Source organism: Modestobacter sp. VKM Ac-2986, from assembly GCF_026967795.1.
GTDB lineage: Bacteria > Actinomycetota > Actinomycetes > Mycobacteriales > Geodermatophilaceae > Modestobacter.
Genome location: NZ_JAPVBH010000004.1, coordinates 49,708 through 73,962, shown reverse-complemented (window position 1 = coordinate 73,962; position 24,255 = coordinate 49,708). Strand labels below are relative to the sequence as shown.

Here is a 24,255-nt window from a genome sequence, read left to right as displayed (position 1 = left end):
CACAGCGGGCCATGGTCGCGAACATGGCCACCGGGTCAGCGGGGGGTGACCGACAGGTCGACCTGCAGGGGGTGGTGGTCGGAGACCGCCGACCCGTCCAGGACCCGGGCCGCGGTCACGGTCACGCCCGGTGGCACCCACACCTGGTCGATCCGCACCCGGGGGCGCCGCACCGGGTGGGTGCAGCCCTGCCCCCGGTGCAGCGACAGCCGCCGTGACTGGTCGCCGCGGTCGGGGGCGGCGGTCCAGGCGTCGGTGAGCCGGGCGCGCAGCGGTGCCAGCTCCGGTGCCCGGGCGTCGGCGTTGAGGTCACCCACCACGACGCCGTCCGACCCGGCCAGCTCGGCGAGCGCCGCGGCCTGGGCGGCGCGGTCAGCCCGCGACCGGTTGGCCAGGTGGGTGGTCGTGACCGCCAGCGCACCGCCGTCGACCTGCACCACCGCGCGCAGGGCGGTGCGTGGCTCCCCGGAGCCGGGCAGCCGGTGCACCTGGGCGTCCAGCAGCGGCAGCCGGGACAGCAGCGCGTTGCCGTACTGCCGCCGTCCCGGGCCGTCGGCCGGCTCGTCCAGGGAGGCGGCGAAGGCCAGCTCGCGGCCCAGCGCCCCGGCCAGCGCCCGTGCTTGGTCGGCGTGCTCGCTGCGGGCGCCGAAGTGCCGGTCGACCTCCTGCAGGCAGAGCAGGTCGGCGTCGGTGGCCGCCAGCAGCCGGGTCAGCCGGTCCAGGTCGTGCCGGCCGTCGACGCCCACGCCGTGGTGGACGTTGAAGGTCACCAGCCGGAGCCGGTTCACGACAGGCGGGTGTCCAGCACCTGGGTGAACCGGGGCGCGCCGTCGTCGTCGCGGCTGGTGGCCCACAGCAGGAACCGGGCGTTGCGGCCTTCCAGCACCAGCTCGCCGAGCTCGTTGCCGAAGAACGGGCCGGCCTGCTTGGCCCACCGCAGCTCGCTGGGCTCCACCCGGGCCAGCCGGCGCAGCCCGCCGGTCAGCGCCTGCGCCCAGCGGCTCCAGCCGACCTTGAACCCGATCTCGATCGCGTGCGGCGCCGAGTTGTGCAGCGGCGAGACGGTCAGCTGGTGCACCCGGGTGTCCAGGGCCCCGGGGTTGACCAGCTCGGCGGCGTAGGCGTGGTGGACGTCGCCGGAGAGCACCAGCGCCGTGGCCGGCGGGCGACCCAGCTCGCCGCGGCCCAGCCGCACCATCAGCGCGCCGAGCCGCTCGAAGGACTGCCCGAACGCCGCCCAGTGCTCCAGGTCCGCGGCCTGCCGGAGCTTCTCCGCCAGCCGGCCCAGCGGCTTCCCCGCGTGCCGCACCGACAGCGTCTCGTTCCACCGCTCCAGGTCGTGCACCGAGTGCGGCAGCAGCCAGGGCAGCGACGTCCCGATCAGCACGTGCTCGACGCCGTCCTCCACCGACCGGGCGACGGCGGCCTCGACCCAGTCGAACTCCTCGTCGTCGAGGATCTTCCGGTCGTCCTCGGTGAGCACCCGGCCCGCCCGGCTGTCGACCATGATCAGCCGCGCTGTGCCCCAGTGCCGGACGTAGCTCCAGCGCACCGTGTGCGGCTCGGTGTCGGCGACACGGGCCATCTCGTCCAGCAGCGGGCCGGCGTCCTCGTCGGGTGCGGCCAGGATCGCCTGCCAGGCGTCGTTCTCGGCCAGCTCGTTGGGCGAGAGGTTGCCCAGGTGCTGGTAGACCCAGTAGCTGACCAGCCCGCCGGAGATGCGCCGCTGCCACCAGTCCTGACCGGTGGTCTCCTCGCGCCAGGCGGCCGAGGTGTTCCAGTCGTCGATCATCTCGTGGTCGTCGAAGACCATCGAGGCCGGCACGGTCGACAGCAGCCAGCGCACCTGCGGGTCGCCCCAGGACTCCAGGTAGAGCCGGGAGTACTCCTCGAAGTCGGCGACCTGCGGGCCGGGCGGCACGTCGAGGTCACGGCGCGCGGCCAGCCAGTCCCGCGTCGCCGGGGTGATCTCGTCGGCGTAGACCTGGTCGCCCAGCAGCACCAGGGCGTCGGGCCACTGGTCCTCGGACACGGCGGCCAGCCGGCGGGCGTAGCTGTCGAGGGCGTCCGGCGGGATGCCGTCCCGGACGTCGACGGTCGTGGGGGTCGCGTACCGGCAGGACCCGAACGCCAGCCGGAAGGCGCCGTCGCCGCCGGTGGTGCGGATCCGGCTGGGCGGGAAGACCGAGCGCGCCGGCGGCCAGACCTGCGCGCCGTCCAGGTGCACCTGGTACGGGGTGACGCTGCCGGGCTCCAGGCCCTCGACGACCACGAGGGCGTAGTGGTGGCCGTTGACGCAGAAGGTGCGGGCCCGGTGGCCGAGCACCTCGACCTCGCACGCGCGGTCGGTCTCCACCCACAGGGTGGCCGACACCGGGTCGACATGGCGCAGGAGCGGACCCAGCAGCAGGAGCGGGCGGGTGCCGGCGGTCTCGGGCATGGACACAGCCTGCCCCATCATGCTGGGAGACTGTGGTCATGGAGTTCGTGCTGATCGCTGTCGCGATCCTCGTCGTCGCCCTCGTGCTGGGGGCGAGCCTGCTCGTCGGCCGCGGCCGGCGCACCACCCGGCTCGACACCGACGCTGCGGCGGGCACCACGCTGACCCGTCCCCGGCCCCCGGTCACGACCGCCGACCCGGCCGCCCAGGCCGGTGCGACCGCGGTGGACCCGACCTCGCTGGCCGAGGCGCCGGCCCCGACGGTCGACCTGCCGCCGGCCCAGCCCGAGCCCGGTCTGGTCTTCGACACCCCGCCGCCCTCGGCCGGCCGGCTGGTGCGGCTGCGCTCCCGGCTGGCCCGCTCGCAGTCCTCGCTGGGCCGTGGCCTGCTCACCGTGCTGTCCCGGGAGAAGCTGACCGAGGACGACTGGGAGGAGGTCGAGGAGACCCTGCTGGCCGCCGACGTCGGCCTGGCCGCCACCACCGAGATCGTGCAGCGGCTGCGCACGCAGACCCTGGTGCTGGCCACCGCCTCGGGCACCCAGCTGCGCGACCTGGTCGTGCGCGAGCTCACCGCCGTCCTGGGCCCGGACCTGGACCGCACGCTGGCCACCGAGCAGCTCGACCGCCCCGCCGTCGTCCTGGTCGTCGGGGTCAACGGCGCCGGCAAGACCACGACGGTCGGCAAGATCGCCCGCGCGCTGGTCGGTGACGGCCGCAGCGTCGTCCTCGGTGCCGCCGACACCTTCCGCGCCGCGGCCGCCGACCAGCTGGAGACCTGGGGCGAGCGGGTCGGCGTGCTCACCGTGCGCGGCCGCGAGGGCGGCGACCCGGCGTCGGTCGCCTACGAGGCGGTGCGCACCGGCATCGACGCCGGGGTCGACACGGTGCTCGTCGACACCGCCGGCCGGCTGCACACCAAGTCCGGGCTGATGGACGAGCTGGGCAAGGTCAAGCGGGTCGTGGAGAAGCTCGGTCCGGTCGACGAGGTGCTGCTGGTCCTCGACGCCACCACGGGCCAGAACGGCGTGGTGCAGGCCCGGGTGTTCACCGAGGCCGTCACCGTGACCGGTGTGGTGCTCACCAAGCTCGACGGCACCGCCAAGGGGGGCATCGTCGTCGCGGTGCAGCGCGAGCTGGGCATCCCGGTGAAGCTGGTCGGCCTGGGCGAGGGCCCCGACGACCTGGCGCCCTTCGAGCCCGAGGCCTTCGCCGAGGCGCTCGTCGGGAACGTCTGACCCGGATCCCCGTAGGGGGACCTCAGCCGTCCTGCGGGGCGACCCGCAGGACGAGCAGGGCGACGTCGTCGTCCGCCTCGGGCGCGAGCCGGCGCAGCAGCTCGTCGGCGAGGACGTCGACGGGCGCGCCGGCCAGTTCGGTGGCGGCGGCGACGAGCCGGCCCAGCCCCTCGTCGAGGTCGGAGTCGCGGCGCTCGACGAGGCCGTCGGTGTACAGCACGAGCGTGTCACCGGGGAACAGCGGCAGCACGTGGTCGGTGCGCCGGGCGTCGGGGTCGACGCCCAGCAGCAGGTTCCGCGGCCGCTCGAGCAGCAGCGGCGAGCCGGCGGCCGGCACCAGCAGCGGCGGTGGGTGCCCGGCGTTGGACCAGCGCAGCGACCGCTCCCCGTTGGTCGCCTGGACCGGGTCCTGCTCGACCCGGGCCAGCACCGCGGTGGCCAGGGTGGGGATCTGCAGGTCGTGCACCGCGCGGTCGAGGGCGCCCAGCACGCCGGCCGGTCGGCCGTCGATGGCGTGGGCGATGCCGCGCAGCAGGTTGCGCAGCTGTGCCATCCCCGCCGCGGCGGTGCGGTCGTGCCCGGTCACGTCCCCGACCACCAGGGTCGTGGCGCCGTCGCGGGAGACGAAGGCGTCGTACCAGTCGCCGCCGACCTGGGCCTCCTGGGCGGCGGGCCGGTAGCGCACCGCGATGGTCAGGTGGTCCGGTTGCGGCGGATCGGTCAGCAGCGACCGCTGCAGGCTCTCCGCGAGGCTGCGGGTGGCGCTGGCGCGGCGTCGCTCGTCCTCCAGCCGGGTGACCCGGTCGACGGCCTGGGCGCACTGGGCCGCGTAGGCCTCCAGCACCTGGACGTCGTCGTCGTCCATCGGCCGGGGGGCGGCCCAGCCGACCGTCCACGAGCCGAGCAGCCGCCCGCCGGCCCGCAGCGGCAGCGCCGCCCAGGCGCGCACGCCGGGGAGGGGGGCCGCCGTCCCGGTGCCGACCGCGTCGGCCGTCAGCACCCGGCGGCCGGTGGCGGCGACCGCCATCGGCAGCGGGGACCCGGCCGGCAGGACGCCGGTGTGCAGGCCGGTGTCGCCGTCCTGGGCCAGCCGCAGGTCCCCGCTGCCGGGCACCAGCAGGGCCACCGCCGCGGTGTCGGCGTGCAGCGCCTCGCGGCCGTGGGCGAACAGCAGCTCCAGCAGCTCCGGGACGCTCTCGGCGGCGGCCAGCGCGGAGACCGTGGTCGCCAGGCCGGCCAGGGCGCGGGCGGTCCGCTGCTCCCGCTCGACGCTGGCCCGCAGGTCCAGGTTGGCCTGCTCCAGCTCGCGGGTGCGGGCGTAGAGGTCGGACTCCACCTGCTCGACCCGGTCCTGCCCCCGGGCGGCCTCCTGCTGGGCCTCGTCGCGGGCCGTGACGTAGTCGGTGACGTCGTCCGAGCGGTGCAGCAGCAGCACGACCCGGCCCTCGGCGTCGGTGATCGGCACGTTGCGCGGCGCCCAGAAGCGCTCCTCGTAGGTGCCGTCGGGCATCGGGATGTCGTACTTCTGGATGGGCATCGTGACCGGCCGGCCGGTGTCCCGGGCCAGGGCCAGGGAGGCGCCCAGGTTGGCGATCCCGTCGGCGGCCGGGTCGTCGGGGTTGGGCGGGAAGACGTCGAACAGGTGCCGCCCGACCGTGTCGGCGAGGGTGGTCGCCGTGGCGGTCAGCCGCGCCTCGTTGGCCGAGACGATGACCAGGTCCGGGGTGAGCAGCAGGAACGGGGCCGGAGCGGCGTGGAAGACCCGCGCCCAGTCCGGCACGGGGAGCCCGGTGCCCCCGTCGTCCGACGGGTCCTGCTCGACCACGGTGTCGCCTGCCGTCCTGTTCGTCCTGTTCGTCCGGTGCGCCGCGGTCGCGGCGCTCTGCAGTGGTACCCGGCGGGTGCGCTCGGGGCAACGTGGCCGCCGACACCGACCCGCCCGGCGGTGGGCCGGGGCCCCTCAGCCGACCGTGCGGGGGTCGAACCCGAAGGGCAGCTCGAGCCGGTGGGCGGCCAGCAGCTCCCGGTCGGCGAGCAGCTCACGGGTCGCGCCGTCGGCGACGACGACCCCGCCGTCCAGCACGACCGAGCGCGGGCACAGCTGCAGGGCGTAGGGCAGGTCGTGGGTGACCATCAGCAGCGTCACCGGCAGCTGCTCCAGGACCTCGGCCAGCTCGCGGCGCCCGGCCGGGTCGAGGTTGCTGCTGGGCTCGTCGAGCACGAGCACCTCCGGCTGCATCGACAGCACGGTGGCCACCGCGACCCGGCGGCGCTGGCCGAACGACAGGTGGTGCGGCGGCCGGGTGTGCGCGTCGGCCATGTCGACGGCGGCGAGCGCGTCGGCGACCCGGCGGGCCACCTCGGGCTCGGGCAGGCCCAGGTTGCGGGGGCCGAAGGCGACGTCCTCGCCGACGGTGGGCATGAACAGCTGGTCGTCGGGGTCCTGGAACACGATGCCCACCCGGCGGCGGACCTCCTGCAGGGTGCGGTCCTCGACCGGCAGGCCGGCGACCTCCACCCGGCCGCGCCCGCCGCGCAGGATGCCGTTGAGGTGCATCACCAGCGTGGTCTTGCCCGCCCCGTTGGGCCCCAGCAGCGCCACCCGCTCACCGGGCTCCAGCCGCAGGTCGACGCCGAACAGCGCCTGGTGGCCGTCGGGGTAGGCGAACGCCAGGTCGTCGACGAGCAGCGACGGCGGGGGAGGGCTCACCCCAGCAGTGAACCCGCCGCCAGGACCGCGCCCGCAGCCAGGGGGAGGCTCAGCGCGGCCGCCCAGGACCGGCCGCCGACCACCGCGACCGGTCCGGTGGGCAGCCGGCCGGTGTAGCCGCGGGACAGCATCGCCAGGTGCACCCGCTCGCCGCGCTCGTAGGACCGGATGAACAGCGACCCGGCGGCCGGACCGAGCACCTTGAGCGCACCGACCCGACGGGCCCGGAAGCCCCGGGACTCCCGGGCGACCTTCATCCGGGCCAGCTCGCCGCCGACGACGTCGGCGTACCGGATCATGAAGGTGAGGATCTGCACCAGCACCGAGGGCAGCCGCAGCCGGTCCAGCCCGCGCAGCAGGGCCCGGGGGTCGGTGGTGGCGGCGAGCAGGGTCGCGGCCAGCACCGACAGCGTGGCCTTGGCCAGGATGCTGCCCCCGGCGGCCAGCCCGTTCTCCGACAGCGACAGGCCCAGCACCTCCACGCGCGGTCCGCGGGAGACGAAGGGCAGCAGGGCGGCGAAGAGGACGAAGGGCACCTCGACGACCAGCCCCCGCACGATCCGGCCGGGCCGGATCCGGGCGAGGGCGGCGACGCCGAGCAGCAGGAGCAGGAACCCCACGTAGGCCGCCGGCGCCCAGCCGGCGTGCACCGGCGTCAGCACCACCACGAGGGCGAAGGCCAGGACGGCGACGAGCTTGGTGTGCGGCTCCAGGCGGTGGACCGGGCTGTGCCCGGGGACGTACATCGCCGAGATGCCACCGCCGCCCGTGCCGTGCCCGGCCCCCACCTCAGTGCGTCCCGGTGGTGGTGTCGGCGGGCTCTGCCGTCGACCGACGCCGGAGCACGAGGGTGAGACCGCCGGCCAGCACCAGCACCATGAGCACACCGGTCACCCCGGCCAGGCCGCCGGACAGCCGCTCGTCGTCCACGCCGGAGGCCTGGTAGTCGGCCAGCGGGGAGCCGGCGGCGGCGCTGTCGCGCGCGGTGTCGCCGAAGCCCTGCTCCTCGGCGGTCGCCTCGAGCCCGTCGGGGGAGGAACTGGCGTAGTACGAGCCGACCCCGGCGATCAGCAGGGCGAGGACCACCCCGATCAGCACGAACGTGCGGGTGCGGGTCATCGGGCGTCGACCGGAGCGCTGGTGGGCGCGCTGACCGGGGCCACGGTGTTCGGGGCGACCGGACGGCCCGCGGACTCGGGTCGGGGCGCGAGCGCCGTGGCCCGCTGCAGGTGGCGGGCGCCGCGGACCAGGTCCGGGCGCACGGCGAGCACCGCACCGAGGACGGCCACGCTGATGGCGGCCTCGCCGAGACCGATGAGCAGGTGCACCCCGCCCATCGCGGCGGCGACCGAGGCCACCGACACGTCGGCGACGCCGCCGAGGCCGAACAGGCCGACGAAGACCAGCGCGGCGGCCGGCACGGAGAGGAAGGCGCCGACGCCGGCGGCGGCCAGCAGCCCGGTCCGGGTGGCCGGGAGCAGCGCACGCAGCAGCCGGAACGCGCCGTAGCCGACCCCGACGGCGACCAGGCCCATGAGGCCCACGTTGGTGCCCAGCGCGGTCAGCCCGCCGTCGGCGAAGACCAGCGCCTGGACCATCAGGACGACGGTCATGCACAGCGCCGCCGTCCACGGGCCGACCAGGACCGCGGTCAGCGCCCCGCCGATCAGGTGGCCGCTGGTGCCGTAGGCGACCGGGAAGTTCATCATCTGGACCGCGAAGACGAAGGCGGCGGTGAGGCCGGCCATCGGGGCGGTGCGCTCGTCGAGCTCACGGCGGGCGCCGCGCAGCGCGAGGGCCACGCCGGCGGCGGCGACGGCCGCGGTGCCGGCGGTGGTGGCGGCGTCGAGGTAGCCATCGGGGACGTGCACGCGGGACCTCCGGACCTGGGTGGCTGCAGGAGCTGGGCCCGCAACGCTCGGGGCGACCTTATTGCACAGCATTGGCAACTGCACATGCCTGGCAAGAAGGCCCGGTGAACGGGCGGTGACGTGACCCGGCCCACGACGGGCCGTGCGCACGGGGGTGTGAGGGGCGTCGGCAACACGACTGGAACACACGAGACCGACACGCGACCGCGAGTTCACGGTCGCGAAACACGTCGACGCCGTCCCCGGAAACACGGTGTCGGCACCGTCTTCCTGGAACCGCCCCCCGGGGCGGCGTTCGTCCCCCGAGGTCCCTCGGGTCCCCGCTTGCGGCCCCTGGCCGACGACACCCTCAGGAGGTTGCCGTGGTCAACACCGGCGACACCGCCTGGATCCTCACCAGCGCCGCGCTCGTGCTGCTGATGACCCCAGGCCTCGCGCTCTTCTACGGCGGCATGGTCCGCGCGAAGAGCGTGCTGAACATGATGATGATGAGCTTCGGGGCGCTGGCGCTCATCAGCGTGCTCTGGGTGCTCTACGGCTACTCGTTCGCCTTCGGCGACGACGCCGGCCTCGGGCTGATCGGTGACCCGAACCAGTACCTCGGCCTCAAGGGCCTGATGGAGGACACCACCAGCGAGGCCGGCGGCCTGCCGGCCATGGCCTTCGTCGGCTTCCAGGCCGTCTTCGCCGTGATCACCGTCGCGCTGATCTCCGGCGCCATCGCCGACCGGGCCAAGTTCAGCGCCTGGATGGTCTTCACCGGCATCTGGGCCTCGGTCGTCTACTTCCCGGTCGCCCACTGGGTCTTCGACTTCGACAACGACGACACCGGTCACGTCGGCGGCTGGATCGCCAACGACCTCGGCGCCCTGGACTTCGCCGGTGGCACCGCGGTGCACATCAACGCCGGTGCCGCGGGCCTCGCGCTCGCCCTGGTGCTCGGCAAGCGCCGTGGCTTCGGCCGCGACCCGATGCGCCCGCACAACCTGCCGCTGGTGATGCTCGGCGCCGGGCTGCTGTGGTTCGGCTGGTTCGGCTTCAACGCCGGCTCCGCCCTGGCCGCGAACAACACCGCCGCCGTCGCCTGGGTCAACACGCTGGTCGCCACCGGTGCCGCCGTGCTGGCCTGGCTGCTGGTGGAGAAGATCCGCGACGGCCACTCCACCTCCCTGGGCGGCGCCTCCGGCGTCGTCGCCGGCCTGGTGGCCATCACCCCGGCCTGTGCCGCGGTCTCGCCGATCGGCGCCATCGTCATCGGGCTGATCGCCGGTGCGCTCTGCGCCCTGGCCGTCGGGCTGAAGTTCAAGCTGGGCTACGACGACTCGCTCGACGTCGTCGGCGTCCACCTCGTCGGTGGCCTGGTCGGCACCATCCTGATCGGCTTCCTGGCCACCACGGACGCGCCGGCCGGTGCCGAGAGCGTCTTCTACGGCGGCAGCTTCGACCAGCTGTGGAAGCAGCTGATCGGGGCGGTGGCCGTGCTCGCCTACTCCTTCGTCCTGACCTACGTCATCGGCTTCGCCATCCAGAAGACGATGGGCTTCCGCCTCTCCGAGGAGGACGAGGTCACCGGCATCGACACCGTCGAGCATGCTGAGAGCGCCTACGACTTCGTCTCCCTCGGGGGCGGCAGTGGTTCGGCGACCCTGACCGGCCAGGCGCGTGCCGAGGCCCGCAACACCGAAGGAGCGACCCGCGCATGAAGCTGATCACCGCGATCGTCAAGCCGTTCAAGCTCGACGACGTCAAGAACGCCCTGGAGCTGATCGGCATCGCCGGTCTCACCGTGAGCGAGGTCCAGGGCTTCGGCCGCCAGCGCGGCCACACCGAGGTCTACCGCGGTGCGGAGTACCAGGTGGACTTCGTCCCCAAGGTCCGCATCGAGGTCGTCGTCAGCGAGACAGACGCCGCACGCGTCGTCGACGCGGTCGTCGAGTCCGCCTCCACCGGCCAGATCGGTGACGGCAAGGTGTGGGTCACGACGATCGACGAGATCGTCCGGGTCCGCACCGGTGAGCGCGGCGCCGACGCCCTCTGAGGCGCAGCGCCGTGACGCCCCGCGCGCTCGAGCGCGCGCGGTGACCTGACGTCGGCCGGGGTGGTGGGGGAGACCCGCCGCCCCGGCCGACGCCGTTCCGCCGTCGGACTCCCGGAAGGTGCCCGTGCTCGACACCGCAGCCCTGCCCGCCCTGCCCCGCGTCGAGCGGGTCCGGGTGGTCGACGACTGGCTCGCCGGCCTGCTGGCCGAGGCCCTCGCCGGCACCCCGCGCCCCGACCGACGGCGCGGCGGCCCGTCGGGCGAGCCGGCCTCGACCGGCGTCGCCCTGGTGGCCGTGGGCAGCCTCGGCCGCCGGGAGCTGCCGCCGCACGGCGACCTGGACCTGGTGCTGGTGCACGACGGTCGGCCCGAGGTCGCCGCGCTCGCCGACGCGCTCTGGTACCCCGTCTGGGACGCCGGGCTGCGCCTGGACCACTCGGTGCGGACCGTGTCCGAGGCGGTCTCGGTGGCCGCCGAGGACGTCAAGGCCGGGCTCGGTCTGCTCGACGCCCGGCACCTGGCCGGCGACCCGGCGGTCACCGCGGGGCTGCGCACCGCCACCCTCGCGTCCTGGCGGCAGCACGCCGGCCGGCTGCTGCCCCAGCTGCGCGACCTCCGCCGGGCCCGCGGCCGACAGGTCGGCGAGCTGGGCTTCCTGCTCGAGCCGGACCTCAAGGAGGCCTACGGCGGGCTCCGCGAGGGGCAGGTGCTGCGGGCGCTGGCCGCCGCCCAGCTGGCCGACGAGGCGCCGGCCGACGCGGGGGAGGCCTACGCGTTCCTGCTCGACGTCCGCGACGCCCTGCGCGCGAGCACCGGCCGGGCCAACGACGCGCTGGTGCGCCAGGAGCAGGCGCCGGTGGCCCGCGCGCTGGGCCTGGTCACCGACGGCGTCCCCGACGACGACCTGCTGCTGCGCCGGGTCAGCCTGGCCGGACGGCGGCTGGCCTTCGTCGCCGACGAGACCTGGCGCCGGGTCGACACCGCCCTGGTGCGCCGCCCCCGCGCCCGCTACCGCCGGGTGCGCCGCGAGCCGCTGGCCGAGGGGCTGGTCCGCCAGGGCGACGAGGTCGTGCTGGCCCGCGACGCCCGGCCGGCGGCCGACCCCGGCCTGGTCCTGCGCGGCGCCGCCGCCGCGGCCCGGGCGGACCTGCTGCTGTCGCCGTACACGCTCAAGGTGCTGGCCGTGCACGCCCCGCCGCTGCCCGAGCCCTGGCCGCCGGAGGTGCGCTGGTCGTTCCTGCGCCTGCTGGCCAGCGGGCGCAGCGCCGTCCCGGTGCTGGAGCAGCTGGACCAGGAGGGGCTGCTGGTCCGGATGCTGCCGGAGTGGGACCGGGTGCGGTCGCTGCCGCAGCGCCACCCCTGGCACCGGTTCACCGTCGACCGCCACCTCGTCGAGGCCGCCGCCGCGGCCTCCGAGCTCACCCGGGACGTCGACCGGCCCGACCTGCTGCTGGTCGGCGCGCTGCTGCACGACATCGGCAAGGGCTGGCCCGGCGACCACACCGACGTCGGCATGGTCGTCGTCGCCGAGATGGCCGCCCGGATGGGGTTCAGCCCCGCCGACGTCGCGACGCTGGCGGCGATGGTCGAGCACCACCTGCTGCTGCCCGACGTCGCCACCCGCCGCGACCTCGACGACCCCAAGACCGTCGACCGGGTGGTGGAGGCGATCGGGTCCGACCCGGCGCTGCTGCAGCTGCTGCACGCCCTGGCCCAGGCCGACGGGGCGGCGACCAGCACGTCGGCCTGGTCACCGTGGAAGGCGCACCTGGTCGCCGCGCTCGTCGCCCGGGTCGCGGCCCGGCTGGGCAGCGCCCCGGCGCCCGAGCCGGTCCTGGAGCCCACCGCGCCGCAGGTGACCGCGCCCGCGCCGGAGCTGGAAGGCCACACCGAGCCGGTGACGGTCGGCGTCGAGGACGTCCTCGACGGCCAGCAGGTCACCATCGGCGCCCCCGACCGGCCGGGGCTGTTCAGCCTCTGCGCCGGCGTGCTGGCGCTCAACCAGCTCGACGTGCGGGCGGCCCGGGTCAGCGTCGCAGAGGGCCACGGCACGCTGGTCTTCGCCGTGCGGCCGCGCTTCGGGCGGGCACCGGTGCCGGAGATCCTCGCCGACGGCGTGCGCGCGGCGCTGGAGGGCACCCTGCCGCTGGCCGAGCGGCTGCGCCAGCGCGAGCGCGACTACAGCCAGGACGCCGCAGGTGGCCGCCCGCCGCGGATCTCCTGGTTCGACGCCGAGGCGACCGGCGTCACCGGGCTGGTCGAGGTGCGCGCCACCGACCGTGCCGGGCTGCTGCACCGGCTCACCGCCGCCCTGGCCGAGGCCGGCCTGGACGTCACCTCCGCCACGGTCGAGACCCTCGGCGGGGACGCCGTCGACGCCTTCTACGTCAGCGACCCGGCCGGGACGGCGATCGACCCCACGCAGCGCCGGCACGCCGAGCGGGCACTGGTGGCCGCCGCCGGTGGGGACGCCCCGGACCCGGCCGGCCGGTAGCAGGACCCCCGGCCCGCGGGCGGGCGCGACACGCGGGCCGGGGGTTGGCGCGTCCTGTCGTACCCCCGTGGCACGTTGCAGGGGCCGGACGACGACCGGCGCCGAGACGAGAGGGGACGCCATGAGCGACCTGCAGACCCTGCCCTGCCCGACCTGCGGCGAGGACACCGACTTCGAGCAGCCCACCTGCGTCGACGGACACACCGCCGACGGCAGCGCCTGCCCCGACTGGGCCTGCACCGACTGCGGCACCGCGCTGGTCATCGGGTGGTCGGCCACCCCGCGCACCGAGATCGGTCACCGCGCCGCCTGAGGCAGGACCCTCCGCCCCGGCCGGGGGCTCGTGCCGAGCTCGCGCGGCACGAGGAGGACGGGGGCGTCCTCGCGGCGGGCCCCTGCACCGGGGCCGCGACCGGCTGCCCCGGTCGGGGAGCCGCGGGCGGCTGCGCCGGTCCGGAGGCCATTACCCTGGACTCAGGTGGCGTGACGGCCCCGGGGTGGCCCCGGGAGCCCGAGCCGGTCCGCCGGCCCCACGGGGCCGCAGCCGGCTGCACGCCCGAGTGCTGTGAGGACGTGCTGTGTTCGAGACCCTCTCCGACCGTCTGGACAAGGTCTTCACCGGTCTGCGCGGCAAGGGCCGGCTCTCCGACGAGGACATCGACGCCACCGCGCGCGAGATCCGGATCGCCCTGCTCGAGGCCGACGTCGCGCTGCCCGTCGTCCGCTCGTTCATCGCCTCGGTCAAGGAGCGCGCCCGCGGTGCGGAGGTCTCCGGCGCGCTGAACCCGGCGCAGCAGATGATCAAGATCGTCAACGAGGAGCTCGTCGACATCCTGGGCGGGGAGACCCGCCGCATCCGCTACGCCAAGCAGTCGCCGACGGTGATCATGCTGGCCGGCCTGCAGGGTGCCGGCAAGACCACGCTGGCCGGCAAGCTCGGCCGCTGGCTCAAGGCGCAGGGGCACACCCCGCTGCTGGTGGCGTGTGACCTGCAGCGGCCCAACGCGGTGCAGCAGCTGTCCGTGGTCGCCGGCCAGGCCGGCGTCGACGTCTTCGCCCCGGCGCCGGGCAACGGCGTGGGCGACCCGATCGCCGTGGCGCGGGACTCTATCGAGCACGCCCGGCGTACCCTGCACGACGTCGTCGTCGTCGACACCGCCGGCCGGCTGGGCATCGACGCCGAGCTGATGGCCCAGGCCGCCGGCATCCGGGACGCGGTCTCACCCGACGAGACGCTGTTCGTCGTCGACGCGATGATCGGCCAGGACGCCGTGAACACGGCGCTGGCCTTCCAGGACGGCGTCGGCTTCTCCGGTGTCGTGCTGACCAAGCTCGACGGCGACGCCCGCGGTGGCGCCGCGCTGTCGGTCCGCCACGTCACCGGCCAGCCGATCATGTTCGCCTCGACCGGCGAGAAGCTGGCCGACTTCGACGTCTTCCACCCCGAGCGGATGGCCTCGCGCATCCTCGGCATGGGCGACGTGCTGACCCTCATCGAGCAGGCCGAGCAGGCCTTCGACGCCGACCAGGCCGAGAAGATGGCCGGCAAGCTGGCCAGCCGTGAGGGCTTCACCCTCGAGGACTTCCTCGAGCAGATGCTGGCCATCCGCAAGATGGGCCCGATCGCGAACCTGCTCGGCATGCTGCCCGGCGCCGGGCAGATGAAGGAGCAGCTCAAGCAGGTCGACGACCGCGACCTGGACCGCACCGCGGCGATCATCCGGTCGATGACCCCGGCCGAGCGGGTCACCCCGAAGATCATCAACGCCTCGCGGCGGGTGCGCATCGCCAACGGCTCCGGCGTCAGCGTCACCGACGTCAACCAGCTGCTGGAGCGCTTCGGCCAGGCCCAGAAGATGATGGGCCAGATGGCCGGCAGCATGGGCATGCCCGGCATGGGCCCGATGTCGAAGAAGGCCCGCGGCCGTCAGCAGCAGGCCGCCGCCTCCCGCGGCAAGGGCAAGAAGGGCAAGGGCGGCGCCAAGAAGGCCCCGGCCCGCCGCGCCATCGGTGCCCCCGGCGCCATGGGCGGCGCCGGCTTCCCCGGGCAGCTCCCCGGCGGGATGCCCGGTGGCCTGCCGGGCCTGCCCCCGGGCCAGGCGCTGCCGGACCTGAGCAAGCTGGACTTCAGCCAGTTCAAGGACCAGGGCCGCTGAGTCGGTGACCGCCCCCGCGCTGCACCAGGCTCCCGCACTGCACCTGGCCGGCGTCGTCCTCCCCGAGGGCGAGCACCGCGACCTCTGGGTCACCGGCGGGCGGTTCACCTTCGAGCGCGTGCCGGGTGCGGAGACGGTCAGCCGGGGCGGCTACCTGCTGCCCGGCCTGGTCGACGCGCACTGCCACGTGGGCATCGCGCTCGGCGGTGCCCACGTGACCGACCTGGCCGGGCTGCGCGAGCAGGCGCTGGTCGAGCGGGCCGCCGGGGTGCTCGCGCTGCGCGACTGCGGGTCGCCGGTCGACACCCGGGCCCTCGACGACCTCGACGACCTGCCGCGGATCGTGCGGGCCGGCCGGCACCTGGCCGCCACCCGCCGGTACATCCCCGAGCTCGCGCTCGAGCTCGAGCCGGCCGACCTGGTCGAGCAGGTGCGCGTGCAGGCCCGGGCCGGCGACGGCTGGGTCAAGCTGGTGGGGGACTGGATCGACCGCGGCATCGGCGACCTGGCCCCCGAGTGGCCCGACGACGTGGTGGCCGCAGCGGTCGCCGCCGCGCACGAGGAGGGTGCCCGGGTCACCGCGCACACCTTCGGCACCGACGCCCTGCCCGCGCTCATCGCCGCCGGCATCGACTGCATCGAGCACGGCACCGGGCTGACCGAGGAGCTGGTGGGGGAGATGGCGGCGCGCGGCACCGCCGTCGTCCCGACGTTGGTCAACGTGGAGAACTTCCCCGGCTTCGCCGCGGCGGGGGAGCGCAAGTTCCCGGCGTACGCCTCCACGATGCGGCGGCTCCACGCCGGGTCGGGTGCGGTGGTGCGGGCCGCGTACGAGGCCGGGGTCCCGGTCTTCGCCGGCACCGACGCCGGCGGCGGCATCGAGCACGGCGTCATCGCCACCGAGATCCGGGCGCTGCACACCGCCGGGCTGCCCGCCGAGGCCGCGCTGGCCGCCGGGTCGTGGGCCGCGCGGGAGTGGCTGGGCCTGCCCGGCATCGTCGAGGGGGCGCCGGCCGACCTCGTCGTCTACGAGGCCGACCCGCGGCGGGACCTGGACACGCTGGCCCGGCCGCAGCGGACGGTGCTGCGCGGCGTCGTCGTCGCCTGAGCCCGTCGTGGGCGGGCGTGCCCGTCGCGGACGGGCGTCCCTGTCGCGGACGGCCGGGCGCTGGTTGACTGCTGCGATGGTGTCGCCACTGCCCGAGCCGGAGCCCCTGATCGACCCGACCACGCCCATCCCGGACGACCCGGGTGAGCTGCTGCCCGACGCACCGGAGCCGCTGCCCCCGGCACCGGTCGAGCCGACGCCCGGCGACCCGGGCGGTGACCCCGGCGGCGTGCCCGAACCGGCCTGAGCGCGGCGTCCCCGGGCGGCCCGGCAAACCCGTGGACGCACGTCCCGGGCCGCCTGGGAGACTCCACCCGTGCTCCTTCGGATGTCCTCCCTGTTCCTGCGCACCCTGCGCGACGACCCGGCCGACGCCGAGGTCCCCAGCCACCGCCTGCTCGCCCGCGGCGGCTACATCCGGCGTGCCGCGCCGGGGGGCTTCACCTGGCTGCCGCTGGGCTGGCGGGTGTTCCGGAACGTCGAGCGCATCGTCCGCGAGGAGATGGACGCGATGGGCGCGCAGGAGGTGCACTTCCCCGCGCTGCTGCCGCGTGAGCCCTACGAGGCGACCGGCCGCTGGACCGAGTACGGCGACAACCTCTTCCGCCTCAAGGACCGCCGGGGCAACGACTTCCTGCTCGGCCCCACGCACGAGGAGATGTTCACGCTCCTGGTGAAGGACCTCTACGGCTCCTACAAGGACCTGCCGGTCTCGCTCTACCAGATCCAGACCAAGTACCGGGACGAGGCGCGGCCCCGCGCCGGGCTGTTCCGCGGCCGCGAGTTCACCATGAAGGACAGCTACTCCTTCGACGTGGACGACGCCGGCCTGGACGCCTCCTACGCCGCGCACCGCGCCGCCTACATCCGGATCTTCGACCGGCTCGGGCTGGAGTACGTGATCGTCTCGGCGATGTCCGGTGCGATGGGCGGGTCCAGGAGCGAGGAGTTCCTGCACCCGACGTCGATCGGCGAGGACACCTTCGTCCGCTCGGCCGGCGGGTACGCGGCCAACGTCGAGGCCGTGCGCACCGTCGTCCCGGAGTCGATCCCGTTCGACGGGCTGCCCGCGGCCCACGTCGAGGACACCCCCGACACCCCGACCATCGCCTCGCTGGTCGCGGTGGCGAACGAGCGGTTCCCCGACGCCGGGTACACCGCCGCGCACACGCTGAAGAACGTCGTGGTCACCCTCGTGCACCCCGACGGCACGCGGGAGCCGCTGGTCATCGGCCTGCCCGGTGACCGCGAGGTCGACGCCAAGCGGCTCGAGGCCCAGGTCGCCCCGGCCGAGATCGACGTCTTCACCGACTTCGCCGCGCACCCCGCGCTGGTCAAGGGCTACATCGGGCCGCAGGTGCTCGGCGCCGACAGCGACTCGGGCATCCGCTACCTGGTCGACCCCCGCGTCGTCCCCGGCTCCCGCTGGATCACCGGCGCCAACGAGCCCGGCACGCACGTCTTCGACCTCGTCGCCGGCCGGGACTTCACCTGGGACGGCGTGATCGAGGCCGCCGAGGTGCTCGCCGGCGACCCCGCCCCGGACGGCTCCGGTCCGCTGGAGCTGGCCCGTGGCGTGGAGATGGGCCACATCTTCCAGCTCGGCCGCAAGTACGCCGAGGCGCTGGACCTGAAGGTCCTCGACGAGAACGGCAAGCTGGTCACCGTCACCATGGGCTCCTACGGCGTCGGCGTCTCCCGGGCCGTGGCCGCCATCGCCGAGTCGATGCACGACGAGCTGGGCCTGGTCTGGCCGCGGTCGATCGCCCCAGCCGACGTGCACCTGGTCGCCACCGGCAAGGACGCCGCCGTCCTCGAGTTCGCCGAGACCCTGGCCGCCGACCTGGTCGCCGCCGGGCTGACCGTGCTCCTCGACGACCGGCCCAAGGTCAGCCCCGGGGTGAAGTTCAAGGACGCCGAGCTGCTGGGCATGCCGACGATCGTCACGGTGGGCCGCGGCCTGGCCGAGGGCGTCATCGAGGTCCGCGACCGGGCCACCGGTGAGCGGTCGGAGGTGCCGGTCGCCGAGGCCGCCACCGCCGTCCTCGCCGCCGTCCGTGGCTGACCGGTCGCTCGCCGGGCAGCTGCGGCGGACCGCCGAGACGGTCGAGGCGAACCTGGGCCACGGTGACCACGTGGCCGCGCCCCGCCCGATCGACCACACCGCCGCCTTCCGCACCCGGAGGGCGGCGGTGGCCGCGGGCGAGGAGCTCACCGCCGCCGGGTACCGCGTCGACGGGCTGTACCGCCGGCTGGCCACCGTGTGGCTGGAGTTCAGCGCGATGACCGCGGTCGACCACGCCACGGCCGCTGCGTTCACCCGCGAGGTCGTCGCGATCATCGGCCGGCACGGTGGCCGCTACGACGGCTGGGGTGGGTTCCTGGTCGCGCCCGAGGACACCAGCTCCACCTCGTAGCCGTCGGCGTCCTCGAGGTACGCGGCCCGGTGGTCGGGCCCGCCGGCGAACGGGTGCCGGTCGGGGAAGAGCAGGCTCCATCCGAACGCAGGAGCGTCGGCGACCAGGCCGTCGAGGTCGCCGTCGCACCAGAACGCCAGGTGGTTCAGCCCGGGGGAGCGGCGGTCGTGCCGCCCGCCGGTCAGCGCCGGGGACTGCTCGAGGACGACATAGGTGCCGCCACTGCGCCAGGAGCGGCCGTGCTCCCAGGACTGGAACGGCTCGGCGCCCAGCCGGGTGAGCAGCCAGCCCCAGGAGCGCTCCGCGCGGGCCAGGTCCGGGACCCACAGCTCGACGTGGTGCAGGAACCCGCCGCGTCCCGACGCCCGCCAGCCCGCGCCGGGCACCTCCAGGGGGTCCGCTCCGGCATCGGGTGTCGGCGAGGTCGTCACGTCTGGCATCATGGTCGGTCGAACACGGTGGTGGCGGCCCTCTCACCGTTCCCGCCCGTGTCCATCGCCCTGCCCCGGACGTATCCCCACGCGTCCGTAGGGCGGGCAACCACACACGCTCGAAAGGCACACCACACTCGTGGCCACCAAGATCAAGCTCATGCGCCTGGGCAAGATGCGCGCGCCGTACTACCGCATCGTCGTCGCCGACGCCCGCACCAAGCGTGACGGTCGTTCGATCGAGACGATCGGCAAGTACCACCCGAAGGAGGACCCGTCCTTCATCGAGGTCGACGGCGAGCGCGCCGCCTACTGGCTGGGTGTCGGCGCCCAGCCGACCGAGGCCGTGCGGGCCATCCTCCGGGTGACCGGCGACTGGCAGAAGTTCAAGGGCGAGCCGGCTCCGGCCCCCATGCGCGTCGCGGCCCCCAAGGCCGACAAGAAGGCCATCTACGAGGAGGCCGCCCGCGCCGCCATGGGTGAGCCGGCCGCCGACGCCACCACCCCGAAGAAGAAGGCCGCTCCCAAGGCCGACGCCGCCCCGGCTGCTGACGCCGCCCCGGCCGCCGAGGCCCCGGCTGCTGCCGCTGAGCCGGCTGCGGCCGAGCCGGCTGCCGCCGCCGAGACGCCCGCCGAGTAAGACGTGCTGGAAGAGGCGCTCGAGCACCTGGTCAAGGGCATCGTCGACAACCCCGACGACGTCGTGGTCGACCTGGTCAACGGCCGGCGCGGCAAGACCCTCGAGGTCCGGGTCCACCCCGAGGACCTCGGCAAGGTCATCGGCCGCGGCGGGCGCACCGCCAAGGCGCTGCGCCAGGTCATGACCGGTGTCGGTGGACGCGGCCTGCGGGTCGACGTCGTCGACACCGACGGGCGCTGAGCACTCCCGGCGCCCCTGGCGCCACCCCGCAGAACACCGACACCGTGGTGGTCGGCCGCATCGGCCGGCCCCACGGTGTCCGTGGTCAGGTGACCGTCGAGGTGCGCACCGACGACCCCGACCTGCGCTTCGCCCCCGGGACGGCGCTGCTCACCGACCCCGTCGCGCGCGGTCCGCTCACCGTCGAGGCCGCCCGCTGGCACAGCGGCACGCTGCTGCTGACGCTGGCCCTGCCCGACGGCACGGTCGTGTCCGACCGCGAGGCCGCCGACGCGCTGCGCAACACCCAGCTGCTGGTCCCCGTCGCGGAGCTGCCGCCGCTGGAGGACCCGGACTCCTTCTACGACCACCAGCTCGTGGGGCTGGCCGCCGTGCTGCCCGACGGCTCGCCGATCGGCGAGGTCACCGGTGTGCGCCACGAGGGCACCGAGCTGCTGGTGCTGGCCCGCACCGGCGGCGGCGAGCTGCTGGTGCCCTTCGTCAGCGCCATCGTCCCCACCGTGGACCTGGCGGCGGGGCGGTTGGTCGTCGACCCGCCCGAGGGGCTCCTGGACCTGTGAGTGCCGGACCCGCGGCGCCCTTCCGCGTCGACGTCCTGACGATCTTCCCCGAGTACCTCGCCCCGCTGGGCCAGTCGCTGCTGGGCAAGGCCGCCCAGCGCGGGCTGGTCGCCGTCGGTGTGCACGACCTGCGGCAGTGGACCGACGACGTGCACCGCTCCGTCGACGACTCCCCGTACGGCGGCGGTCCCGGGATGGTCATGCGCCCCGAGCCGTGGGGCCGGGCGCTGGAGGCGGTGCGCCCACCCGGCACCCGCCTCGTCGTCCCCACCCCGGCCGGCCGGCCGTTCACCCAGGCCGTGGCGGCGCAGTGGGCGACCGAGCCCGGGCTGGTCTTCGCCTGCGGCCGCTACGAGGGGATCGACCAGCGGGTCGCGGACTGGGCCGCTGGCTCCGGCCCGGTCTCGGAGGTCTCGATCGGTGACTACGTGCTGGCCGGTGGCGAGTCCGCGGTGCTGGTGATGGTCGAGGCGGTCACCCGGCTGATCCCCGGCGTCGTCGGCAACGCCGACTCCGTGGAGTTCGACTCGCACGCCGACGGCCTGCTCGAGGGCCCGTCCTACACGCGCCCCGCCACCTGGCAGGGACTGGAGGTCCCGCCGGTGCTGCTGTCCGGCGACCACGCCGCGATCGCCCGGTGGCGGCGCGGGCAGTCGCTGCGCCGTACCGCCGACCGCCGTCCCGACCTGCTGGCCGCGCTGCCCGAGGGCGCACTGGGCGCCGCCGACCGCGCCGCCCTCGACGCCGACCCGCCGGGCCGGGCGTGACCGCTGCGCCCTGGGTCCGCCCGGCCAGCCGCGTGCTGGTGATCGACCCGCAGCAGCGGGTGCTGCTGCTGGGCTCCCGCGGACCCGCCGCGCAGCCCGGTCAGCCGGTCCGGTTCTGGTACACCCCCGGTGGCGGCGTCGAGGACGGCGAGGACCTGCGCACCGCCGCCGTCCGCGAGCTGGCCGAGGAGCTGGGCCTGGTCGTCGACCCGGCCGCGCTCGAGGGCCCGGTCTGGCTGCGCCGGCACGTGTGGCCGTGGGGCGGGACCGTGGTCGACTCCCGGGAGACCTACTTCGCGCTGCGGGACGTCGTCCACACCGTCGACCCGAGCGGGCGCACCGCCGAGGAGCTGGCCGACGACCAGCCGCACCGCTGGTGGTCGGTCGCCGAGCTCGCCGCCAGCACGGAGTCCTTCGCGCCGCGGACCCTGGCCGGGTCGCTGGGCGAGGTGCTCGAGGGCCCGTGGGCAGGGCCGCCACGCATCGTCGACTGAAGATGTGGCACAGTAGAGAGCTGCTGCAGGCCGCCGGTTCGCCCCGGTGGTGGCTCCGCCCCCGTAGCGGGCGGTGGAGCGCAGCCACCCGGTACTGAGGCACCGGGACACCGCTGCCCGTACCACGACGACTTTCCGCTAGAACTGAGGACTGCTGCGATGAACACCCTGGACGCCCTCGACTCCGTGTCGCTGCGCGACGACATCCCCACCTTCCGGCCCGGCGACACCGTGAAGGTGCACGTGCGTGTCATCGAGGGCACCCGCTCCCGTGTGCAGGTCTTCCAGGGCGTGATCATCCGGCGTCAGGGTGGCGGCATCCGCGAGACCTTCACCGTCCGCAAGGTCAGCTTCGGTGTCGGCGTGGAGCGCACCTTCCCGGTGCACACCCCGGTGCTGGAGAAGATCGAGGTCCTGACCCGCGGTGACGTCCGCCGGGCCAAGCTGTACTACCTCCGCGAGCTGCGCGGCAAGAAGGCCAAGATCAAGGAGAAGCGCGAGATCGTCTCCCGCTGACCCACTGCACGTCCCGACCGGCCCGGCTGCGCTCCGCAGCCGGGCCGGTCGTGCGTCCGGGGCCCGGCGGGGGGCCGACCGGGTGGGCGGGTCGCCGGTGGCCCGGGTCGGCGGACCGTACGCTGGGCGGTGATGAGCACGCACGGGCCTGACGAGCCGGCCGACCCCCGTCCCGGCGAGCCCACCGACCCCGCCACGGGTCCGGCGGCGCGCGCGAGCGGCCGCGGTGGGCACGCGGCGGTGAAGAAGGGCTCGCTGCTGCGCGAGCTCCCCGTGCTGCTGGTCATCGCCTTCGTCCTGGCGCTGGTGGTCAAGACCTTCCTGGTGCAGGCGTTCTTCATCCCCTCGGGGTCGATGGAGCAGACGCTGCACGGCTGCACCGGCTGTACCGGTGACCGGGTGCTGGTCAACAAGGTGCCCTACTGGTTCGGCGAGCCCGAACCCGGCGACATCGTGGTCTTCCGCGGTCCCGACACCTGGTCCCCGGAGATCACCGTCGCCGAGCCGGCCAACTGGGTCTCCGGTGCGCTGCTGACCCTGGGCCGGGCGATCGGCGTCGCGCCGCCGAGCGAGGACGACTACGTCAAGCGCGTCATCGCCACCGCCGGGCAGACCGTCGAGTGCTGCGACCCGCAGGGCCGGGTGCTGGTCGACGGCCAGCCGCTGGACGAGCCCTACATCTACCAGGACTCCCCGCTGGGCACCGGCGGGCAGAGCGGGCGGGAGTTCAGCCCGGTCGTCGTCCCCGAGGGCCGCCTCTGGGTCATGGGCGACCACCGGTCGGCGTCCGCTGACTCCAAGGCCCACATGAGCGACCAGTACGCCGGCACGATCGGCGTGGACGACGTCATCGGCAAGGCCGCGCTGATCGTCTGGCCGCTGGACCGGTTCGGGGTGCTGCACGCCCCCGAGATCCAGCCGCAGCAGGCCCAGGGGCAGGCCGTCCCGGGCGTGCACGACGTCCAGCAGCCGGTGCAGGGCGCGGCAGCGCTCGCCGTGCCCTACGTGCTCGGGCTGGCCGGGGCGGTGCCCCTCACGGCCGCGCGCCGTCGGCTGCGGTCCCGGCGCGCGATGCTGACCGGGCCCTCCCGGCGTCCGCCGCGCACCGGGTGGCGGCGCGTCCGCCGGCCGGCCCAGACCCGGCCCGGCCGGGACACCGACCCCCGCTGACCCACACGTACGGGGCGGTCCACGGGGCAGTCGCTCAAGGACGGCGCACGGCCGTCCGATGCACGGGGTGAGTGTCCCGACCCCGAGCGGAGAGCCAGCTGTGTCCACCCCTGTGCCGAGCGCGCCCCGCGGCGTGACCCGCGTGCTGCTGCTCGCCGACGCGCCGGTCCTGCGCCGTGGCCTCACCGGCATGGTCGACGAGACCGCCGGCCTGCAGGTCGTGGGCGCGCCGGGAGAGCTGCGCCGCGCGGTCCCGCTGGCCGACGCGGCCCGGCCGGACGCCGTCGTGATCGAACTGGGCGCCGGGCGGGCGGCCACGCTCAGCGCCGTCCGTGACCTCCGGCGTCGCCACCCGCAGGTGGCGGTGGTGGCGCTGGCCACCTCCGACGAGCCCGGGGTGGTCAACGAGGCGCTGGCCGCCGGCGTCCGCGGCTACCTGCTGATGAACACCTCCCCGACGATGCTGGGCTGGGCCGTGCTGGCCGCCCGCGCCGGGCGCACCGTCGTCGACCCGCAGATCCGCCGTGGGGAGGCAGATGCCGGGCCGGTGTCCCGCGAGCTCGTCCTCGAGGCGCCGCTGACCCGCCGTGAGTCCGACGTCCTCGACGAGCTCGTCCAGGGGCAGACCAACCGGGTGATCGGCAAGAACCTGTTCATCTCCGAGGACACCGTGAAGTCCCACGTCAAGGCCATCCTGCGCAAGCTCGGTGCCCGCGACCGGGCGCACGCGGTCTCCCTGGTCCTGTCCGCCCGCGCCCCGGGCTGCACCTGCGGCGCCCACTCCCTGGACCCCGCGGGCGGCTGAGCCGTTGCCGCGGGCCCGGGTTTCCCGGGCGCGCCCCGGTCGGCGGGGACCCCCGTCACCGTCTCCCGGTCGGCGCCGAGCCGGCCGGTGTCCATCGTCCCGCTCCGGGTGTCCGACCGGACACTGACGGGCCGGGTGCGCCGACGTACTGTCGGCAGGC

General features: G+C 75.1%; 26 protein-coding genes. 18 read left to right on the top strand and 8 right to left on the bottom strand.

The window, feature by feature from the left end; all coding sequences use genetic code 11:
• Positions 1-35: 35 nt before the first annotated feature.
• Both O2W14_RS11540 and O2W14_RS11535 read right to left on the bottom strand, forming a co-directional pair.
• Positions 36-788: an endonuclease/exonuclease/phosphatase family protein gene (locus O2W14_RS11540; RefSeq protein ID WP_269176240.1), complete on the bottom strand. Its 753-nt coding sequence runs from the start codon at positions 786-788 to the stop codon at positions 36-38.
• Entirely contained in the window at positions 785-2,440 is a 1,656-nt protein-coding gene (locus O2W14_RS11535; protein ID WP_269176239.1) for an alkaline phosphatase D family protein, read from the bottom strand. The genes O2W14_RS11540 and O2W14_RS11535 overlap by 4 nt, the downstream gene beginning before the upstream one ends.
• Before the next feature lie 38 nt (positions 2,441-2,478).
• On the opposite strand from O2W14_RS11535, the gene ftsY reads away from it, so the two are divergent.
• Positions 2,479-3,678: a signal recognition particle-docking protein FtsY gene (gene ftsY, locus O2W14_RS11530; RefSeq protein ID WP_269176238.1), complete on the top strand. Its 1,200-nt coding sequence runs from the start codon at positions 2,479-2,481 to the stop codon at positions 3,676-3,678.
• A gap of 22 nt (positions 3,679-3,700) precedes the next feature.
• On the opposite strand, the gene O2W14_RS11525 is transcribed toward ftsY, so the two are convergent.
• The 5 genes from O2W14_RS11525 to O2W14_RS11505 all read right to left on the bottom strand — a co-directional run bounded on the left by O2W14_RS11525 (position 3,701) and on the right by O2W14_RS11505 (position 8,259).
• Positions 3,701-5,503 carry a SpoIIE family protein phosphatase gene (locus O2W14_RS11525; protein WP_269176237.1) on the bottom strand — a complete coding sequence of 601 codons (1,803 nt, stop codon included), beginning with the start codon at positions 5,501-5,503 and terminating at the stop codon, positions 3,701-3,703.
• Between the two features lie 135 nt (positions 5,504-5,638).
• Complete coding sequence (locus tag O2W14_RS11520; protein WP_269176236.1) at positions 5,639-6,388, bottom strand: energy-coupling factor ABC transporter ATP-binding protein; 750 nt, start codon at positions 6,386-6,388, stop codon at positions 5,639-5,641.
• Positions 6,385-7,134, bottom strand: a complete 750-nt coding sequence (cbiQ, locus tag O2W14_RS11515) for a cobalt ECF transporter T component CbiQ (protein ID WP_269176235.1) — start codon at positions 7,132-7,134, stop codon at positions 6,385-6,387. Before cbiQ ends, O2W14_RS11520 begins: the two co-directional genes overlap by 4 nt.
• A 43-nt stretch (positions 7,135-7,177) precedes the next feature.
• Positions 7,178-7,507, bottom strand: coding sequence for a PDGLE domain-containing protein (locus O2W14_RS11510; protein ID WP_269176234.1), 330 nt, complete (start codon positions 7,505-7,507; stop codon positions 7,178-7,180).
• Positions 7,504-8,259, bottom strand: a complete 756-nt coding sequence (locus O2W14_RS11505; protein ID WP_269176233.1) for an energy-coupling factor ABC transporter permease — start codon at positions 8,257-8,259, stop codon at positions 7,504-7,506. Before O2W14_RS11505 ends, O2W14_RS11510 begins: the two co-directional genes overlap by 4 nt.
• A gap of 362 nt (positions 8,260-8,621) precedes the next feature.
• Here O2W14_RS11505 and O2W14_RS11500 point away from each other — a divergent pair, with 362 nt between their 5' ends.
• The 9 genes from O2W14_RS11500 to O2W14_RS11460 all read left to right on the top strand — a co-directional run bounded on the left by O2W14_RS11500 (position 8,622) and on the right by O2W14_RS11460 (position 18,472).
• A complete protein-coding gene (locus tag O2W14_RS11500; protein WP_269176232.1) occupies positions 8,622-9,962 on the top strand; it encodes an ammonium transporter in 1,341 nt (446 codons plus the stop codon).
• The gene (locus O2W14_RS11495; protein WP_163612145.1) at positions 9,959-10,297 is read left to right on the top strand and encodes a P-II family nitrogen regulator; all 339 of its coding nucleotides are present in this window, start codon (positions 9,959-9,961) and stop codon (positions 10,295-10,297) included. Before O2W14_RS11500 ends, O2W14_RS11495 begins: the two co-directional genes overlap by 4 nt.
• Positions 10,298-10,421: 124 nt before the next feature.
• Positions 10,422-12,791 carry a [protein-PII] uridylyltransferase gene (locus O2W14_RS11490; protein WP_269176231.1) on the top strand — a complete coding sequence of 790 codons (2,370 nt, stop codon included), beginning with the start codon at positions 10,422-10,424 and terminating at the stop codon, positions 12,789-12,791.
• A 121-nt stretch (positions 12,792-12,912) separates the two neighbouring features.
• The gene (locus O2W14_RS11485; protein WP_269176230.1) at positions 12,913-13,104 is read left to right on the top strand and encodes a hypothetical protein; all 192 of its coding nucleotides are present in this window, start codon (positions 12,913-12,915) and stop codon (positions 13,102-13,104) included.
• Between the two features lie 265 nt (positions 13,105-13,369).
• The gene (gene ffh / locus O2W14_RS11480; protein ID WP_269176229.1) at positions 13,370-14,947 is read left to right on the top strand and encodes a signal recognition particle protein; all 1,578 of its coding nucleotides are present in this window, start codon (positions 13,370-13,372) and stop codon (positions 14,945-14,947) included.
• A gap of 4 nt (positions 14,948-14,951) precedes the next feature.
• Complete coding sequence (locus O2W14_RS11475; RefSeq protein WP_269176228.1) at positions 14,952-16,055, top strand: amidohydrolase family protein; 1,104 nt, start codon at positions 14,952-14,954, stop codon at positions 16,053-16,055.
• Between the two features lie 76 nt (positions 16,056-16,131).
• Positions 16,132-16,302 carry a hypothetical protein gene (locus tag O2W14_RS11470; RefSeq protein ID WP_269176227.1) on the top strand — a complete coding sequence of 57 codons (171 nt, stop codon included), beginning with the start codon at positions 16,132-16,134 and terminating at the stop codon, positions 16,300-16,302.
• Positions 16,303-16,383: 81 nt separating this feature from the next.
• The gene (locus O2W14_RS11465; RefSeq protein ID WP_269176226.1) at positions 16,384-18,120 is read left to right on the top strand and encodes a proline--tRNA ligase; all 1,737 of its coding nucleotides are present in this window, start codon (positions 16,384-16,386) and stop codon (positions 18,118-18,120) included.
• Complete coding sequence (locus O2W14_RS11460) at positions 18,113-18,472, top strand: ribonuclease E inhibitor RraB (protein ID WP_269176225.1); 360 nt, start codon at positions 18,113-18,115, stop codon at positions 18,470-18,472. Before O2W14_RS11465 ends, O2W14_RS11460 begins: the two co-directional genes overlap by 8 nt.
• Here O2W14_RS11460 and O2W14_RS11455 read toward each other — a convergent pair.
• Positions 18,415-18,903: a VOC family protein gene (locus O2W14_RS11455; RefSeq protein WP_269176224.1), complete on the bottom strand. Its 489-nt coding sequence runs from the start codon at positions 18,901-18,903 to the stop codon at positions 18,415-18,417. The two genes, O2W14_RS11460 and O2W14_RS11455, sit on opposite strands and share 58 nt — an antisense overlap.
• A gap of 139 nt (positions 18,904-19,042) precedes the next feature.
• Here O2W14_RS11455 and rpsP point away from each other — a divergent pair, with 139 nt between their 5' ends.
• The 8 genes from rpsP to O2W14_RS11415 all read left to right on the top strand — a co-directional run bounded on the left by rpsP (position 19,043) and on the right by O2W14_RS11415 (position 24,095).
• Positions 19,043-19,543 carry a 30S ribosomal protein S16 gene (gene rpsP / locus O2W14_RS11450; RefSeq protein WP_269176223.1) on the top strand — a complete coding sequence of 167 codons (501 nt, stop codon included), beginning with the start codon at positions 19,043-19,045 and terminating at the stop codon, positions 19,541-19,543.
• A 3-nt stretch (positions 19,544-19,546) separates the two neighbouring features.
• A complete protein-coding gene (locus O2W14_RS11445; protein ID WP_163612139.1) occupies positions 19,547-19,783 on the top strand; it encodes an RNA-binding protein in 237 nt (78 codons plus the stop codon).
• 44 nt (positions 19,784-19,827) lie between these two features.
• Entirely contained in the window at positions 19,828-20,343 is a 516-nt protein-coding gene (gene rimM / locus O2W14_RS11440) for a ribosome maturation factor RimM (RefSeq protein ID WP_269176222.1), read from the top strand.
• A complete protein-coding gene (gene trmD / locus O2W14_RS11435; protein WP_269176221.1) occupies positions 20,340-21,110 on the top strand; it encodes a tRNA (guanosine(37)-N1)-methyltransferase TrmD in 771 nt (256 codons plus the stop codon). Before rimM ends, trmD begins: the two co-directional genes overlap by 4 nt.
• A complete protein-coding gene (locus O2W14_RS11430; protein ID WP_269176220.1) occupies positions 21,107-21,604 on the top strand; it encodes an NUDIX hydrolase in 498 nt (165 codons plus the stop codon). The genes trmD and O2W14_RS11430 overlap by 4 nt, the downstream gene beginning before the upstream one ends.
• Before the next feature lie 159 nt (positions 21,605-21,763).
• Positions 21,764-22,120, top strand: coding sequence for a 50S ribosomal protein L19 (gene rplS, locus O2W14_RS11425; protein WP_269176219.1), 357 nt, complete (start codon positions 21,764-21,766; stop codon positions 22,118-22,120).
• A 132-nt stretch (positions 22,121-22,252) separates the two neighbouring features.
• A complete protein-coding gene (gene lepB / locus O2W14_RS11420; protein WP_269176218.1) occupies positions 22,253-23,290 on the top strand; it encodes a signal peptidase I in 1,038 nt (345 codons plus the stop codon).
• A gap of 100 nt (positions 23,291-23,390) precedes the next feature.
• A complete protein-coding gene (locus O2W14_RS11415) occupies positions 23,391-24,095 on the top strand; it encodes a LuxR C-terminal-related transcriptional regulator (protein ID WP_269176217.1) in 705 nt (234 codons plus the stop codon).
• The last annotated feature ends 160 nt before the right edge of the window (positions 24,096-24,255 follow it).